18 protein-coding genes and 5 pseudogenes are annotated in these 16,300 nt (G+C 39.4%); 10 read left to right on the top strand and 13 right to left on the bottom strand.

Translation table 11 applies throughout. The features are described from left to right. Nucleotides 1-100 precede the first annotated feature (100 nt). Nucleotides 101-934, bottom strand: coding sequence for a cation efflux transmembrane domain-containing protein (locus tag IE130_RS13600; RefSeq protein ID WP_025644116.1), 834 nt, complete (start codon nt 932-934; stop codon nt 101-103). A gap of 75 nt (nt 935-1,009) precedes the next feature. On the opposite strand from IE130_RS13600, the pseudogene IE130_RS13595 reads away from it, so the two are divergent. Next, a pseudogene (locus tag IE130_RS13595) lies at nt 1,010-1,084 on the top strand (IS1 family transposase); the annotation flags it as partial. 267 nt (nt 1,085-1,351) lie between these two features. Then, nucleotides 1,352-1,942, top strand: coding sequence for a recombinase family protein (locus IE130_RS13590; protein WP_189586930.1), 591 nt, complete (start codon nt 1,352-1,354; stop codon nt 1,940-1,942). A gap of 21 nt (nt 1,943-1,963) precedes the next feature. On the opposite strand, the gene IE130_RS13585 is transcribed toward IE130_RS13590, so the two are convergent. From IE130_RS13585 to merR, 6 genes and pseudogenes are all read right to left on the bottom strand, one after another. After that, nucleotides 1,964-2,401 carry a MerR family transcriptional regulator gene (locus IE130_RS13585; protein WP_008110853.1) on the bottom strand — a complete coding sequence of 146 codons (438 nt, stop codon included), beginning with the start codon at nt 2,399-2,401 and terminating at the stop codon, nt 1,964-1,966. A 113-nt stretch (nt 2,402-2,514) separates the two neighbouring features. Beyond that, nucleotides 2,515-3,906: pseudogene (merA, locus tag IE130_RS13580) on the bottom strand (mercury(II) reductase); the annotation flags it as partial. Nucleotides 3,907-3,974: 68 nt separating this feature from the next. After that, a complete protein-coding gene (gene merC, locus IE130_RS13575; protein WP_008467331.1) occupies nt 3,975-4,394 on the bottom strand; it encodes an organomercurial transporter MerC in 420 nt (139 codons plus the stop codon). Further along, the gene (gene merP, locus IE130_RS13570) at nt 4,394-4,678 is read right to left on the bottom strand and encodes a mercury resistance system periplasmic binding protein MerP (RefSeq protein WP_008110847.1); all 285 of its coding nucleotides are present in this window, start codon (nt 4,676-4,678) and stop codon (nt 4,394-4,396) included. The genes merC and merP overlap by 1 nt, the downstream gene beginning before the upstream one ends. 46 nt (nt 4,679-4,724) lie before the next feature. After that, nucleotides 4,725-5,072, bottom strand: a complete 348-nt coding sequence (locus IE130_RS13565; RefSeq protein ID WP_016899520.1) for a mercuric transporter MerT family protein — start codon at nt 5,070-5,072, stop codon at nt 4,725-4,727. Between the two features lie 187 nt (nt 5,073-5,259). Beyond that, nucleotides 5,260-5,631: a mercury resistance transcriptional regulator MerR gene (gene merR / locus IE130_RS13560; protein WP_033011277.1), complete on the bottom strand. Its 372-nt coding sequence runs from the start codon at nt 5,629-5,631 to the stop codon at nt 5,260-5,262. Nucleotides 5,632-5,981: 350 nt separating this feature from the next. Between merR and IE130_RS13555 the strand changes: the two genes are divergently transcribed. Then, entirely contained in the window at nt 5,982-6,605 is a 624-nt protein-coding gene (locus tag IE130_RS13555; RefSeq protein ID WP_008467336.1) for a recombinase family protein, read from the top strand. A gap of 16 nt (nt 6,606-6,621) precedes the next feature. Then, on the top strand, nt 6,622-8,142 hold the full coding sequence (locus IE130_RS13550) for a Fic family protein (protein WP_189586928.1): 1,521 nt from the start codon (nt 6,622-6,624) through the stop codon (nt 8,140-8,142). Nucleotides 8,143-8,672: 530 nt separating this feature from the next. Here IE130_RS13550 and IE130_RS13545 read toward each other — a convergent pair. Beyond that, entirely contained in the window at nt 8,673-9,116 is a 444-nt protein-coding gene (locus IE130_RS13545; protein ID WP_240216900.1) for a recombinase family protein, read from the bottom strand. A gap of 128 nt (nt 9,117-9,244) precedes the next feature. Further along, entirely contained in the window at nt 9,245-9,550 is a 306-nt protein-coding gene (locus IE130_RS13540; protein WP_189586926.1) for a hypothetical protein, read from the bottom strand. Nucleotides 9,551-9,595: 45 nt separating this feature from the next. Here IE130_RS13540 and IE130_RS13535 point away from each other — a divergent pair, with 45 nt between their 5' ends. Continuing rightward, nucleotides 9,596-9,943, top strand: a complete 348-nt coding sequence (locus tag IE130_RS13535; protein ID WP_189586924.1) for an AmiS/UreI family transporter — start codon at nt 9,596-9,598, stop codon at nt 9,941-9,943. An 87-nt stretch (nt 9,944-10,030) separates the two neighbouring features. Next, on the top strand, nt 10,031-10,789 hold the full coding sequence (locus tag IE130_RS13530; protein WP_189586922.1) for an IS5 family transposase: 759 nt from the start codon (nt 10,031-10,033) through the stop codon (nt 10,787-10,789). A gap of 64 nt (nt 10,790-10,853) precedes the next feature. Here the strand turns inward: IE130_RS13530 and IE130_RS13525 are convergent. Continuing rightward, nucleotides 10,854-11,000: pseudogene (locus tag IE130_RS13525) on the bottom strand (DUF3817 domain-containing protein); the annotation flags it as partial. Nucleotides 11,001-11,173: 173 nt separating this feature from the next. On the opposite strand from IE130_RS13525, the pseudogene IE130_RS13520 reads away from it, so the two are divergent. Next, nucleotides 11,174-11,401, top strand: a pseudogene (locus tag IE130_RS13520) (threonine synthase); the annotation flags it as partial. 348 nt (nt 11,402-11,749) lie between these two features. Next, a complete protein-coding gene (locus IE130_RS13515) occupies nt 11,750-12,493 on the top strand; it encodes a TorF family putative porin (protein ID WP_071001644.1) in 744 nt (247 codons plus the stop codon). A 208-nt stretch (nt 12,494-12,701) separates the two neighbouring features. On the opposite strand, the gene IE130_RS13510 is transcribed toward IE130_RS13515, so the two are convergent. Further along, entirely contained in the window at nt 12,702-13,358 is a 657-nt protein-coding gene (locus IE130_RS13510; RefSeq protein ID WP_189586920.1) for an IS1595 family transposase, read from the bottom strand. Nucleotides 13,359-13,404: 46 nt separating this feature from the next. Here IE130_RS13510 and IE130_RS13505 point away from each other — a divergent pair. Both IE130_RS13505 and IE130_RS13500 read left to right on the top strand, forming a co-directional pair. Further along, nucleotides 13,405-14,070, top strand: a pseudogene (locus tag IE130_RS13505) (amidase family protein); the annotation flags it as partial. Nucleotides 14,071-14,182: 112 nt separating this feature from the next. Next, nucleotides 14,183-14,494: a helix-turn-helix domain-containing protein gene (locus IE130_RS13500; protein ID WP_189586918.1), complete on the top strand. Its 312-nt coding sequence runs from the start codon at nt 14,183-14,185 to the stop codon at nt 14,492-14,494. 210 nt (nt 14,495-14,704) lie between these two features. Here the strand turns inward: IE130_RS13500 and IE130_RS13495 are convergent, their stop codons facing one another. Next, nucleotides 14,705-15,463 (bottom strand): PAP2 family lipid A phosphatase, encoded by a 759-nt coding sequence (locus IE130_RS13495; protein ID WP_037058916.1) that lies wholly within the window; start codon nt 15,461-15,463, stop codon nt 14,705-14,707. Nucleotides 15,464-15,511: 48 nt separating this feature from the next. Next, on the bottom strand, nt 15,512-15,982 hold the full coding sequence (locus IE130_RS13490) for a diacylglycerol kinase (RefSeq protein WP_025645042.1): 471 nt from the start codon (nt 15,980-15,982) through the stop codon (nt 15,512-15,514). Between the last annotated feature and the right edge of the window lie 318 nt (nt 15,983-16,300).

The raw sequence follows: 16,300 nt of genomic DNA, 5'->3' as shown, positions 1-16,300 counted from the left end.
TATCCTTATGATGTTTATTTGCTTCAAACCCAGTTACTTTACACTTAGCGGTTTAATTAAGCTACTTACTTGAGCTATTTGCTTCAGTTATTAGGCTTGGCTACTTACTCAACTTCAATATTCTAAAGGCGCCCTGAATAACTAAAGCAAATACGATGCTACCAATAATCAAATCAGGCGTACTAGAGTGTAACCAATTAACCAAAATCCCTGCAACAATTACCCCTAAATTGATAATCACATCGTTTGAAGTGAAAATCATACTGGCTTGCATATGGGCTTCTTCTTCTTTGCTTTTCGATTTTTGTAGTAAATAGAGGCAAATCGAGTTTGCAATTAGCGCAAGAATCGATATGACTATCATGGTAGAAAAGTCAGGTAACTGCTCATTGCCAAAGAAACGTCTTAGTACTTCTAAAAAACCAAGAATCGCTAGTGTAATTTGAAAATATCCGGCAATTCTAGCAATCCGTTTTTTCTTAATGACCGTTCCACCGACCGCAAATAAGCTAATTCCGTACACGAAGCTATCTGCTAACATATCTAAGCTGTCGGCGACCAACCCCATCGAACGAGAAATCAGTCCCGTGCTCATTTCAATAATAAAGAAAGCAAAGTTAATGACCAGCACTATCCATAGTAGCTTTCTTTGCTCAGCATCTTTTTTGTGACTAGAGTCAGCATCAATTTTAAAATTATTGTTGGGATCAGAGGGGTCAATGGTTTCGGTCGAGAGTAGGGTGTCTCCTAATTTTAGGTCATGAATAGCAGTCTCTATCCCTTCTATATTGTCATGATGAAACACAGTTAATTGACGGTTAGGAATGTCGAACTCAAGATGTTCAATATTCGAGTGGCCCTCTAATTTCATTCGGATTAGGTTTTCCTCCGAAGGGCAGTCCATCTTCGATATTTTAAAAGTTGTTTTATTCATAGCTACATTTATATCCGGGTGGTGGTTCAAAAAGTAGGCTGAAAAAAACAGGCTGAGAAATTGATAAATAGTGAAATGCAAATGACACTATACATCAAATGCCCAGCCTGTCTAAGTGACAATATAAAGAAAAATGGTTTCAAAAGCTATACCTTAGCGGAACCAGCTATCTCACCCTTCAAACATATTAACAGACTACTCAAAATAGACTGTTAATATGGAACCATCTATAACAGACTTTAGAATTATAGGACTGGTTGCTGTGCTTTTTTCCTATCATTAGCCTATACCTAAAACGTAAATCCTCTAAACGATAATTTATCTATCAGTAGACTTGTTTCTAATATTAAATGATAGTAATATCTGTCTATTATCAATGAACATTAATTATTAAGTCTAAGTGATAGGGGTGGCGTTATGACTGTTCGTATTTATGTGAGAGCCAGTACTAAGGATCAAGACGCTAAGAGAGCCTTGTCTGACTTGATTAGCTTTAGCCAAAGCTATGATGATAAGCATGTTGAGTACGTTGAGCATTTCAGTGGTACGAAGCTTGATAGACCAGTACTCACTCTGTTACTCAATGACGCTGAGGAAGGCGATATTCTGTTGGTCGAAAGTGTGGATAGATTAAGCAGGCTATCTCAAGATGATTTTGCAATTCTAAAGCAGCGCATCAAAGACAAGGGCTTGCGATTGGTGGTGGCTGATCTACCAACTACGCATACGGTAAGTAAAGGCATGACAGGTGAGATCCTAACAGTGATTAACCATATGCTGATCGACTTATTAGCAACGATGGCAAAGCTTGATAACGATAAGCGTAGAGAGCGTATTAAGCAGGGGTTGGCGAACAGTGGTTATAAGCCCACTGGTAAGAAGCCTAATACAACGAAACACAATCGTATTAAAGAATTAGCCAGTCAAAACAATATGACAAAAGAGGAGATCGCTAAGGCGGTTGGTGTTGGGGTAGCTACGGTTTATCGGGTGTTAAAGCAGGGCTAGACGACACTATGTCGGAGGGTCTCAATTGCAAAACTCTTCAATTTGGTTTGTTACTAGATTTAAAAATACTTTTCTATGCTCGATTTTAGTAAGTAGCAGCTTTTGGATGTCTTCAGGAACTTTTCTTTCTCCTGCATCTATTGCCATTAGTAATGGCTTGATATCAACTACAAGAAGACCTGCCGCCCTTGCTGCTCGAATGAACTTTAATCTCTTTAATGCACATAAGCCGTAAAGTGAATGGCCTGACTTAGTTTTTTCTTCGCAGTGTACTAAGTTCTCAAGAACATAATTTCTTACCGTATGGACAGATGTTTGTGCAGCTAGTGCCAGTTGAGAAATACTCAAAGGAAAATCCAACGCATCATCATCACTACTAATGAACTTATTGATGTCAGGTATCTCTGTCAAAAAACTGACTTCACCAACAGGAATGTTTTCAACCTTAGATTTAATCATGATTTAGCATGCTTCCAATTTGTGTTGTTAATGGAATGCCTTAAGATATCTTGATTACATTCAATCAATTGGCACTCCATTAACATTTCTGTAAGTACATTACCGTTAAATGATTACCCTGCGCAGCAAGATAGCTCTTTAACGTCTTTGCTAAAGGTTTGAGCGCATAACTTCAATCCTTCAACCATCGTCAAATACGGAAATAGTTGACCTGCCAATTCTTCGACTGTCATTTTATTATGAATAGCAAGAGCCGCACTTTGAATCAGTTCTCCGCCTTCATGGGCTAAAATTTGTGCGCCTATCAGTTTTCCCGTGGATTCTTCAGCTACCAACTTGATAAAACCATCCGTTTCAAAATTTGCTAAAGCTCTTGGTACGTTTTCCATATCAAGTACACGACTTATCGTATTTATTCCTACCGCTGAAGCTTGTACTTCGGTTAGACCTACCGTAGCAACTTGTGGGTCGGTGAATATAACAGCAGGCATGGTAGATAAGTCGAGTTGCGCATTTCCACCTGTCATATTAATTCCAGCCCTACTTCCGGCAGCAGCAGCAACATAAACAAATTGTGGCATATTGGAGCAATCTCCAGCGGCATAAATGTTAGCTGTTGATGTTTCCATCATACTATTAACAACAATGGCACCACTTTTATCTGTTTCAACACCAACATTTTCTAAACCAAGCTTTCCAGTATTTGCATGGCGACCCGTAGAGATAAGCAATTTTTCAGCGATTAATGTTCCTTCGTTAGTTTCCAATGAAAAACCATTGCTATCATAAGAAACATGACTTGCTTGCGTATTATTAAGTACCCTAATACCTTCTTTTTCAAAGCACTCTGCCAGTTTTTCACCTAATAACGGATCTTCAGCATATAAAAGGGTATGTCTGGCTAGAATTGTCACACGGCTACCTAAACGGGCATAAGCTTGCGCAATTTCCAGAGCAACAACGGAGGAGCCGATGACAACTAGACTACTCGGTAACTCTTCTGCAAATAAGGCTTCTGTTGATGTCCAATAAGGTGTATCAACTAAACCCTTAATTGGCGGAATGCTTGGTGTAGAGCCTGTTGCAATTAAAATGCGATCTGCAACCAGCTCTTCTTCACTACCATCAGACTTGTGAACTAGCAAGGTATTTTGATTTTTAAAACGTGCATAACCTTTAAGTAAAGATAGCGCGGGATTACTCTCTAAAATACGTTGATATTTAGCATCGCGTAGTTCTTCGACGCGAGCGTTTTGCTGATGTGCTAATAAGGAGCGGCTAAGTTGTGGCTGAATATTTTCTAAACCATCAAACGGGTTAGTACGTTGCTGATGCGCTAATTGCGCAGCACGGATCAATATTTTTGAAGGAACACAGCCGACATTTACACAGCAACCTCCGATTACATCGGCTCCTTCAATGATAGTAACTCTTGCTCCGCCTTCTGCTGCTTTAATCGCACTGGCAAAGGCCCCTGAACCACTACCAATAATGGCTACATGTAATTGTTCTGGCTGGATGTCATTTGGCGAGCAACAACTATTCGTTGACATATTTTATTCATCTTAAAAAGTTAAGCGGTACAAGTTTCATCATCACAGCGTTTATTCGCAGGAGAAACCATGTCCCAAATTGATACAGCAACCATTAGTCCTAGCCCCGTATAAGTAACGTATGAACTCCACCCGTACTGGAACCAAGGGTATAAAGAGAGTAAAACCAAAATGGGGCCAATTGAACCGATAAAACTACGGTGCCATTGACGATGGCTAAACCAGCCTAAGATATTCATTGCCAGCGCTAATACTGCAAACAGTGGTAACAACGTATTGATAAATACCCCTTCCCACTGACTAAGAAATCCCATCCCAATTGCCGCACCAAGACTAGCTATCGCGGGAAAACACATGGCGCATCCCATTGCCGAAACAAGTGCACCTATAGAGCCTGCTTTATCTCCGATACGCGTAACTAGTTCTAAGGGGCTAAATATTACTTATTTTCACTTTTTAAATTTGAAGGGTAGCCAGCGTTGGTAGTCGCTGCAATTAATGCATTGATGTTGGTTTTAGTGTCATCAAAAGAAACAACAGCTAGCTTAGGCTTGTAGGTAACTTTCGCATTTTCAACGCCATCAACATTTTCTAATGACTTTTTAACTGTGATTGGACATGTCGCACAGTTCATCGTTGGCACTTCCAGTGTAACTGTTTTTACTTCAGCAAAAGCACCAAAACTAGAAAGTGAAAGCAGTGCGGTTAATAATAATTTTTTCATAATTAGCTCCAAATTTTAAAATGTTATAAATTTCTTGATCTGTATATTAAGCAAACAAAAGTATCCAATAATTACTGGTCACTAAAATTGTCGCAACTATAGCGCTCAGCCAGAAAATGACTTTTCGTTGTTGCTGTTTCTTAGGAATTGCACAGGCCGTTCCCGGCTCACACTCTTCTACAGGACGGTAAATTTTCCAACCTGAGTAACCAAACAACAACACTACAAATGCGATAAATAATGGCCTATAGGGTTCAAATGCAGTTAAATTACCAATCCATGAGCCACTTACCCCAAGTAATAACAGGAGCAAAGGACCTACACAGCATACGCCTGCGCCTAATGCTGCTATGATGCCTCCTATCATTGGAAGGTTTGATTCTTTTTGATTCATATAGATACCTCATTAGATAATGCAAGTGTATTGCATGTACCTAAGTACGGAGTCAAGGGTGATTTATAAAAAATTTATCTTTGATAATCTGCTACGACAGATACGGGGAATAAGCTAACTTGAATTAAGGCGCAGAAGTAAAATTGGATATGCTGTTTTAGTGGGAAATGGTAGTTAAGTGAATCATTTACTTCGGTTGCAACGAATCAATTATTGGGCAGTGGCTATCGTCATCATTATTTTGGCATTGTCCTAAATGTTCTTCCAAAGCGTGTTCTAACAACAACAAGTCAGCCATCTTTTTTTGTACTGCGATCAGTTTTTTATTAGCTAATTCTTGTACTTTACTACATGGACTATCGTTTAACGCAAGTAACCCTTCAATCTCATTTAGCGTAAAACCTAATTCTTGAGAACGCTTGATAAAATGTATTCTATTTACCGTTTCTTTCGGGTAATGTCTATAGCCCTGCATAGGCTTTGGTGGTTGTTTAATTAAGCCTTTGCGTTCATAAAAGCGAATTGTTTCGACATTTACACTCAGTTCTTTAGCCAACATACTTATGGTTCGTTTAGACACGTTATCAATTACCTTACTGACTTTTTGTTTACTTACTTTATATCTAATTAAAGTGACCATCAATGAATACCAGTTTAAACATCGCTAATTGATTTTGTTTTTTCTTCTATTAAATAAGTAAAGTTACCGTTGTTACAACAATATTAAACCACAACAATGTATGGTTTATCCTTTTTCATTATCAAAGTCCAAATTAGTGTTATTACATGCAGTTCTACATGAGTACACCCTAAAGATACTGTTAATATATCACAGGCAATTACGTAATGACACCACTTAAATAAACCTATATGATATGACACCATCTAAATAGACCTAATTAGGCAAAAATGTTCATAAGAGCATATTTACGAGCATCAACTTCTGAGCAAGATGCAAATAGAGCAAAAAGCTCATTAAAAAAATTCGTTTCTGGCTTCAGCAAACGAATTGCTTCTTTTTATATAGAAAATAAATCTGGTAATTCTTTAGATAGACCAGAGCTAATTCGTTTATTGGATGAATCAGAGTCCGGTGATGTTTTGTTAGTTGAATCAATCGATCGTTTAACAAGGCTAAGCCCTGATGATTGGAAAACTCTTGTAGCCTCAATAAATGAAAAAGGAATTAGTGTTGTTAGTTTAGATCTACCAACCAGTCATTTAACATTTGGCAGTTTTCCAAGTGATGATTTTATGAGATCAATACTTAGTGCTATTAATAATATGCTGTTAGAAATATTAGCGGCCAGTGCATATAAAGAATATCGAGAACGTGAACGTAAGCAAAAAGAAGGTATTGTAAAAGCACAGCAAAAGGGACTTTATCACGGTCGTCAGCCTGATTTAGAGGCTCATGATAGGATTGCCTCGTTTACTGAAGCTGGATTTAGTATTAATAAAACGGCTGAAGCAGTTGGAGTTAGTCGAAGTACGGTAATTAGAGTTAGAAAAAAGCTTAAAAATTTAGACTAAGGTTAATTTCGAGGGGATGGGCGCAAAACCCCTATATGTCAGCAGTAGTATCGGTGGGCGCAGGCAAACCTATAAAGACGGTGATGTCATCCATAACGCTTATCAGGAAACTGCGCGGCCACTGGACACTATCATTGCGCACTTACAGTTTCACATGCGTCATGAAGTGCTGAATTTAGAGTTACTGGTTCGTCTATTTGAGCAGGTAGGTGCTGATGACGTACAAGCATGGGTAAACGCTGAGCCCACAGGCAGCTATGCCCGTAGAATGGCTTTCTTGTATGAATGGCTCATGGGTCAGCAGTTAGCAGTACCGAGTAATTTAGGCGGTAACTATGTGGATGCTCTAGATGCTAAGAAGCAGGTTACTTCAAGCCCTGCGCATGTCATCAAGAATGCTCGTTGGCGTATCAATGACAATCTTGCAGGAACCCGTCATTTCTGTCCTCAATTGGTGAAAACAGAGTTGTTTACGCAAGCCGCTGCACTCGATATTGCCACAATGGTTGACAAGCTGAACGATGAATTTGGACAAGACTTACTGATGCGCGCCTCTGTATGGATGACTCTACGAGAGAGTAAAGCCAGCTTTACTATAGAAGGTGAAGGGAAAGAGTTAAAACGTATTGAACGTTTCGCCGATGTGATGGCACGGCGTACCGGCTTCGGCGACATTCCGCTTGACCCTGAATCATTGGTAGAGCTGCAACAAGAGATACTCGGTAGCAAAACAATTATCCAGCAATATGGCATCCGTCAATCACCAGTTTTTGTGTCGCATACTCAGGTGAATGGCTTTAAAGAAATTGTGCACTATATCGCGCCACCTGCTGATGACATTGCTAACAAGCTAGCAGGGTTACAGGTATTTATGGAAAAGACTGAGGGACAATCAGCACTGATGCGTAGTGCGGTTGCCTCCTTTGGCTTTGTATATATTCATCCACTAGCGGATGGTAATGGCCGAGTACATCGCTTCTTAATTAATGACGTCCTCAGGCGAGACCAGGTCATTCATGAGCCGATTATCCTACCTATATCACAAGCCATTGCTGAGCATCCCTCAGACTGTCATGCCTATGACAAAATTTTAGACCGTGTCTCTGTGCCGCTTATGAAGCAAATCCGTGATCATTACAGCTTTGATAAAAAGGCAGTTACTTACCCTGATGGTATTCGCTCAAACTTAAATTTTGGAAATACTCACCTTATTCAACCGGCATGGCGCTTTATGGACCTGACGCCTCATGTTCAGTACTTATCAGGACTGATTGCGCATGTTATTGAAAAAGAGATGCATAACGAGTCACAGTACCTAAGACAACATGACCATGCACGACTGGCGATAAAAGAGATTATTGAGATGCCCAACAGCTATGCCGATAGAATCATTCGCAGCATGCTACAAAATAAAGGTGCTAAAAGTAATAAGCTACTTAAGGATTATCCGTTTTTGGCAAATGAGGCAGTTTGGGATGACATTTTTGCTGTCGTTGTAGAAACCTTTAAAGATGAGACAGATGATTTGAATAGGTAGGGGAAACCCTGCTATACGCAGGGAAGCCTACTTTGATAATCAATCTGGTATAAATATCATCGTTGCGATGATGATTCGGCTATAAGAGATTCGGCTGAAATACCATAGCCTAAAACGTAATCAATATTTTTCTTGACCCTATTTACGCTAATAAACTACTTAAAACAGACTGTATAAAAGGAACTGCTGATAACAGACCATTGTAATTTGACAAGCCTTGATACAGATAGTCAAAATGATTTTGAGTATTTGAGTATTTGAGTATTTGAGTATTTGAGTATTTGAGTATTTGAGTATTTGAGTATTTGAGTATTTGAGCATTTGAGCATTTGAGCATTTGAGCATTTGAGCATTTGAGTATTTGAGTATTTATTTAGCTATACAGCTATCAAATGACGCGAGCACTTAGCTGTAGCTTGTATTTCAGAATAACTACGCCCAGATTTCAGAAGGCTAGCGATAATCTTACGCTTCTCGGTATCTTTCCTACGTCCTGAATATTTACTTTCTACCTTAGTACGAGAAATACCTTACATCTGACGGTTACGTCGATCTTCATAGTCCTTTCTAGCAATAGCAGCGAGCATATAAAGCATCATCGAGTTAATGGCCTGCAATACACTGCTCATAAATTCAGTGCTGCTTTCAGATTGAAGCGCCATATATGAGGTCGGCAGCTCTTTTGATACGATAGAGAGCTTTTTTTCTGACAGCATTCTTTTAAGCGTATCCCAATCAGCTTGATTCAAACGTGCCAAGCGATCAATTTGCTCAACTAAGATCACATCGCCCTTATGAGCATCTTCAATCAGCTGCATAAGCTTTGGTCGCGCCAAGATAGCGCCTGATTCGTTTTCGACATAGAAGGCAGCAATTTTGTGGCCATGATCGTTGGCAAATGCTATGAGTTCGCTTTTGGCACGTTTAGCGTCTTGTTCTTTGGTTGACGCTCGTAGATACGCTCTGATAAACATAAACACCTAAAATAGTCTGTTATAAGTGGTTCCATTATACCAGTCTGTTTTAAGTGGTCTGTTAATAGGTTTGAAGGGTGAAATAGGTGGTTCCCTTAGGGTATGCCTTTAAAAACTGCCTAATTTCATTAAGCTTTAAGCTTAAGCGTATTCATATTGAATATTAATATTTGAGAATACAATTGATTATTTTCGAAGAAAGCAACTAACCTACCTTGGTCATTAGTTGAATTAATCTCATTTAGCCAACACACATATACATCCAAGCCCTCATATTCTTCAGTATATGTATTTTCATCTATATAATTTCTGCAATTCACCCAATCACCACTAGAGTGACCAAAAATATCCCTCAGAATACGTTGAGAACTTTTTTTAGCTATAATATGATCTATAAGCATCTCAAATTTAAGACTCAGATCGTCTTCATCCATATTATAGTTCTCTTAAATCAGTTGTTAAGTTATCAAAAATAGTGAGTGTACAGTTTTGCTTTTACCTTTCTTTTTGCTTTTACATACATATGGGTTGGCGCAAATCAATTTTTGAAGTCAGATTCAAAGGGTTTAGGTTGGTTTTGCTTTTTTGTAAGCCTTACAGCTCTTACTGTAGCATTAAATTCGACGTTCAAAATAAGTATGGACGTTAGTATTTGGAGCATATTTAACTGGTATGCTTGGTCAGTTCTTTGGTTTTTATTCTTTGTTATGCTCAGCTTATCAAAAAATATTCAGAGACAAGTTGGTCTATTTACGATTTTTTGCGCCGTTACGACTGGATGGATACCAGGACTACTAATCCTGCAAAATATATATGAGATATACTAGGGGCTGTATAGAATTGAGGAACCATTGAAAAAAATAAGCAACGCCTTACTCTAATGTTTACCACAACAAAGAAATAAGGCATCACTTATGACTCGCACCAAGCTCAGCGATGAACTTTGGCACAAGCTATTTATTATATTGCGACAAATTAACGTATATAACAAGCCCAATCTAAGACGTACCGTTGAAGGCATGTTGTACCGCATACGAGTAGGCTGTCCATGGCGAGACTTACCTTCTTATTTTGGTCATTGGTCTCGCATATATCATCAATACCGTTACTGGCGTAAAACCGGTAAATGGCAAAAGCTCATGAAAATAATCACAGCAAACTATGATAGTGAATGGTTATTTATAGACGGTAGCGTGGTCAAAGCTCATCAGCATAGTTCAGGTGCAGCCAGTCATCTTGATGAGGCCATTGGTAAAAGTGTTGCAGGTAATAGCAGCAAACTGCACTTAGTGGTCGATGCTTGTGGTAACCCTATACATATTGAGCTGACAGGTGGGCAAGTGCATGACGCTAAGATGGCAAAGACGTTGATAGATAGCACGATTAATAACCAGACTAAAGCGGTGATTGCAGACAGGGGCTACGATAGTAGTGATATTAGAGAGTGTATCTTCAAGCACTGTGCTGAGTCAGTCATACCCGTTAAGTCGAACTCTAAAAGCTGTAACGACACACTAGATTGGTATTTGTATCGTTGCCGTCATTTGGTAGAAAACGCTTTTGCTAGATTGAAACATTTTAGGGGCATTGCCACGCGATATGATAAGCTCAAAGATAGCTATGCAGCGGCGGTAATGCTCGCTTGTGTCTTTATCTGGTTGCCACTCATTTGAGTTCTATACACACCCTAGTGAGGTGCTCTTCTTTTTTCAATCACTTTCGAAGTTGAGAGTGGGGTATGATATAGGTAATAAACAACATACCGTGTGCCATACCGATGTATTTCACACCTTCTGGAATGTCCATCATATATTTTAGTGGCATGGCGATGAAGAGCAATAATAAGAAAGAGGTGCCTTCTAGATAGCCTATAGTCAGCTGAATGTAAAAATGTTATGGATTTAAACGCGCTACTGGTATAAATTTTCTTTGCGTGCTGCTTACACAGAGGCTGCACAAAATTCATCCCAGTAGCACTGTATCATTTTTAAAGTGGGTTAACTAGACAGCTAAAAGGATAAAAAATGACCAAACCTAATCCAAGAGTATTAGAAGTAAAAGGCGTATTCGTTGAGCCTGCATCGGCGGCTTCAATCGGCGGTGCAATCCGTGATATTAAAGCAGGTAAAATCGCTGAAGGTTCGGTGATCGTTTGCACAGTGACGGGTAATGGTCTAAAAGATCCTGACACTGCGATCAAACAATGTGCCGATGCCGTGATGCTCACCATCAATGCCACATTGGATGATGTCAGAACATCAATCCTATCAAATATGGAAAAATAATTTTTCATGCTTTGCTCAGAAGAAAATACTTAAAAAGCCAACCAACTGCGGTTGGTTTTTTTTATTGCATCGTGCAGAATATAAACTGTATAAGAATAATTCCTATTTACAAACAATTTGATACAGTTTGATTTATTTTGGTGCAAAATCAATAAATCGCCCAATATTTGTGCAATACAATAATGCTTCAAAGTTGGTTTTGTAAGTTATTGCAGTTTTATTGCAAAGAAATAAGATAAAACAGTAACTTAATAAAGTTGGCACGCCCTTTGCTATTTCAATAACAAGTTCAGAGTCAAATCATTTCGATTTGAACATTTGTAATAAACAGCTTGGGGGAATACCAACATGAACTTTAAACTTTCTACATTAGTGGCTGCATCTTTACTCACTTGTGCAAGTGGCTTGACTATGGCAGCTGAAAGCGATGTATCATTCTCTGGTACTGCAGCAATGACTTCAGATTACCGCTATCGTGGTATGACACAAACTGAAAGCGACCCTGCCGTTCAAGTTGGTTATGGATTAACCCATAGCTCTGGCTTATACGCAGGTGTCTGGGGCTCGAATGTCGGCTTTGGTAGCTCATTAGAGCTCGATCCATATGTAGGTTATAGCACTGAACTTGGCTCTTTGGCGTCTAAACCAGTTTTAGATGTCGGTTTATGGTACTACGGCTATCCAAGTGCTTCTGATTTGAATTGGCTTGAGCTGTATGCACGTCTAGGTTTTGCAGACACCATCACTGTTGGTGACAGTTTGCTTGCAAGCGTGAATTTCACTAATGATTTTTTTGGCTTAGATACTGATGCATGGTATTTAAACCTGACTTATAGCATGCCATTGAGCGCATCTTTCGGTGGTGTAGCAAGCTTAGGTTATACCACTGCTGACGATTATGATTTCAGTGATAACGCTAGTGGCGATGATAACTACATCGACTGGAAAGTTGGTGTGACTTACAGCTTTGCTTCTGTTGAAGACCTGTCAGCTGAGCTTGCTGCTGTCGGCACAAATATTGACGCCGACACCAACCCGTACAAACGTGGTGTAGAGACTGGTGCTGTATTTACAATTACTAAAGCATTCTAAGTTGTAAATAGCATAGGCTAGAAAATTAGCCTTGCGATAAAAAAATCCTGTCTTACTTCAAGGCAGGATTTTTTTATGGAGAATTGGTTCTAAATACGTCTTGGCATGTTAAATGCTTAATATTTATATCGAATAAAGATTGTTTGAATAGATTAAAAAGAAGGGGCTGTCCTAGATGAGTAAAATTAGGGGCTGTAGTAGATAAGGATTAAATATCACACCATTTTCTCAGGAATTTTAGCTGATTAGATGGTGAACCATAGTTAAATCTAAACTCACATTCTTTTAAAAATAAATGGAAGTTCTTCTTATCGATTCCATTATACTTTCTGAGTGTTCGTTTAGACTGATTCCAGAAGTTCTCAATGCCATTGATGTGATTGTTTTTACCGCAAGTGAACTCTTTAGAGTGATTGACTCTGAAATGTTTAAACTCGCTCACATCCAGTGCATTGTAACTTCGATAGCTATCCGTATAAACAAAGCTGTCAGGCTTGATTTTACGCTTAATAACAGGCATTAGAGTAGTCTGTTTGGTGTCTGCTACGACAATGGTATACACCTTACCGTTTCGTTTTAGAATCCCAAATACAGCGGTTTTACCAGCAGCCCCGCGACCTCTTTTGCCTTTGCGTACACCGCCAAAGTAACTTTCATCTAATTCGACCTCACCATCAAAAAGCTCATCAGCTTGTAATGAGAGATGGTAATCTATCACAAGTCTTATTTTATGATAAAAAAGTGCAGCACTGTTAGGCTGGATATTAAGCAAATCTGCGGCTGTTCTAGCAGTCACTTCAGCCGTAAAAAACTCTAACAGCCTTCGCTGTATTTTTTTACTTAGTTTACAATGGGTTATCTTCATAAAAGTAGTCTAGCATAGTGCTTATCTACTACAGCCCCTTTCCGAGGAGACAACAGGCCTTTATGAGCGCGCCCAAGAAGAATTGAAGAAACTTGGAGCAGAACTCGTAGACGACCCTTTTGCCAATTCCGGATTTATGGAACTTCGCAAGGCGGTCTTGCCTGGAGCCGAGTTCGACGCGCGCGGAATGGAATCAATTGCCTATGATATTCAAAAATATCTTGAGCGCATGGGTTCAAGTGTCGCTCTGAAGACATTCGCGGAATTTGCCGAAGTGACGCAGAAGGAAGATGCGTTTGGGCCGGACGGAACGTTGAACTATATGAGTCATGTGCCCGCATTCGTAGAATCAGCGAAGTCACCATCTACACCCACAGATATGACGTCGTTCATCGAGCTGAGGGAAACCTATCTCGATATATTCAACACAGTTTTCAACGAGCATGGGCTTGATGCGGTCATCTACCCGCAAATGCAGGGTCCTTTAGGTCCGCTGCACGGAGACGAGACCATCGATGGGATGGTAGTCAGCGAGGTTAATATCGCAGGCCTACCAGCGGTGACGATACCAGCTGGCTTTTACGCCTCCGGTGCCCCATTCAATCTCGTTATTGTTGCGCGGCAGTGGACCGAAGCCGAGATGCTTGCCATCGCGTACGCCTACGAACAGGGAACGAAGCATCGTAAGGCGCCAGAACTCGAAAAGGCCTAGTGAAACTCTGATTAATACCAGGTAAATCGCCGCCTCTGGCGGTGCGATTCAAAAGGGCTCTGTCAATGTGAACTGTCCCCCATAAGTTGGACACAACTTATGGGGTTATTTTATGCGTTATGATCTAGACTTTAAGATCAAAGTCATAGCATACTATAAGCAAGGATATAGCGTAGGTGCTACAGATGAGAAGTTTGCCGTAAACCCATGGTTTATAAGCAAATGGGCTAAGAAGTATCAACATGGTAGTATAGACGCTATAAAGCCTAGAGTCAGTAAGATTAAATACAGTGCTGATTTTAAGTATAAAATAATAGCCTTGATGCTGACAGAAGGGTTGAGCCAATCTGAAACCGCACTTAAATTTCACATCAGCTCACCTGCTCTCATCAGTCATTGGCGCAAGTTATGGGTAAGGATATGACCATGAAGTATACTGAGACTATTTTAGTGAGCAAAACCGCTTGTACTAGTAGCCCACAGCTTAGGGTTCAAGTCCTCACTAGGGAACCGAATCAGTGAAAGTACCTAATTGGTTCCTTATGGGTATACCCTAAATAGAACCATCTAATATTTTATGCATAGCTTAAGTATTATGACGTGTGATTATAGGTGTTAATAATAAATGTAGTTATCAACTTATCAAAGTATTAGACTCAATGTTTCTGCCTTCATAAATGGTTGCTTTTTTGAATAAGAAGCTGGCAAATGTACAAGTTGTTGTCAGTGACAGCAGCATTGATACCAGCGTATGGCTAAAAAAGTGATCGCCAAAACTCATTTTATACAGCCCCATCGTCCAGCCTAAAACAGTCACTACTGTAAATATCCTATAGCGATATTTGTGTAGACTAGGTAAAAAAGCCAGGCCATATAAAGAGAACCCTGCACTGGCATGGGCGGCTGGGAAGCATTTGGAATCGGTTTTAGCGGTTATGTTTTGCCAAATATTCAGATAAGGTAAGTCCCCACCAAACAGCGTTAAATGATTGGGGCAACTGACATGAGTGACACTCTTTAATAGGGCAACAGTAGAAGGTACGACGATAAGAATAATCAGTAGGTAGCTTATTTCACGTACTGAAAAGGGAACCATAAATTGATTGATACTTCTATTCTTGATGATAGAAACATTATTCGAAGGCTGTCTGTATTTAATAATTAACACAGTGATTAAGTAGAGGGCTAGCAAAATCAATAATGCTTTAGGAGCATCATAAAAGATGAAAGCATAAGGCTGTGCGCCCTTTTGTATAAGCCATTGCCCATTAGTATAAAAAAGCTCGCTGATGTGAATATCAAACTGGCTATGTTCAAAGATTAACGCTGTAATGATCGTTAAGCAAAGCAGCTTAAGCCACATCCAATCAGATGAGTTATTTTCCAATGCCATTGAAATACCTTTCAATATATTAATTTGCAAAACCTCAAGTGCTATTCGCTATAAGACGTTAAATAATGCCATCAGCCATAAAACAAACAATAGCAATAACGCCAAAAACTGGGCAGCAGAACCGACATCTTTAGCTATTTTAGCGAGCGGATGTTGTTCTGTAGAAGTATGGTCAACGCAGGCTTCGATACCTGTATTGAATAGCTCGACGATAAGCGATAGAAACGAAACTATTAACAGCAGCATTTTTATATAGATAGCAAAAGGCATAAATATTAAAACGATAAGTAGTAAAAAGTTAAGCCAAATAACTTGCCTAAAGGCCGCTTCATATTTATAAGCCGCTTTAAAACCATCTATCGAGTAGCCCGTCGCTTTTAAAATACGAGACAGCCCCTTTTTACCTTTAACTTCACTCGCAAAGCTATCAGCTACCAGTAGAGAGCCAGTTGTTTCTTTAAGTTTATAATCAAAATCTGCGGCTTCATTATCGAGAATAGTAGGTTTGCGAGTACTCATGTTGATTGCTTAATAGTCATTAAAGTTAGAGGGTATGGCAAGCTTTGGGAATAAAATAAAAAGTGCAATCACCGATATAATTCTTGTTGTAATGATCCCAGTGTAGGAGGGCACTGGTTAGCACTTAGGTATCATTATAAGATTGGTATCGTTAAGAAAGCGTTAAGATAAAACCCTGAAATTAAATTTATACCGTTGCTTAAGTAGGGCAATTGCGGGTTTTAGACTTTTGATATAGCGTCTTTACTAAGCTTAATGAGCCTTTCCCAAACTTTGTGTAACTGCTTATAATCCACTAACAGGAGAATAAGCAATGAC

Origin of the sequence: Psychrobacter glaciei (genome assembly GCF_014652895.1) — a bacterium.
GTDB lineage: Bacteria > Pseudomonadota > Gammaproteobacteria > Pseudomonadales > Moraxellaceae > Psychrobacter > Psychrobacter glaciei.
This window is presented reverse-complemented; position numbering and strand designations above follow the sequence as displayed.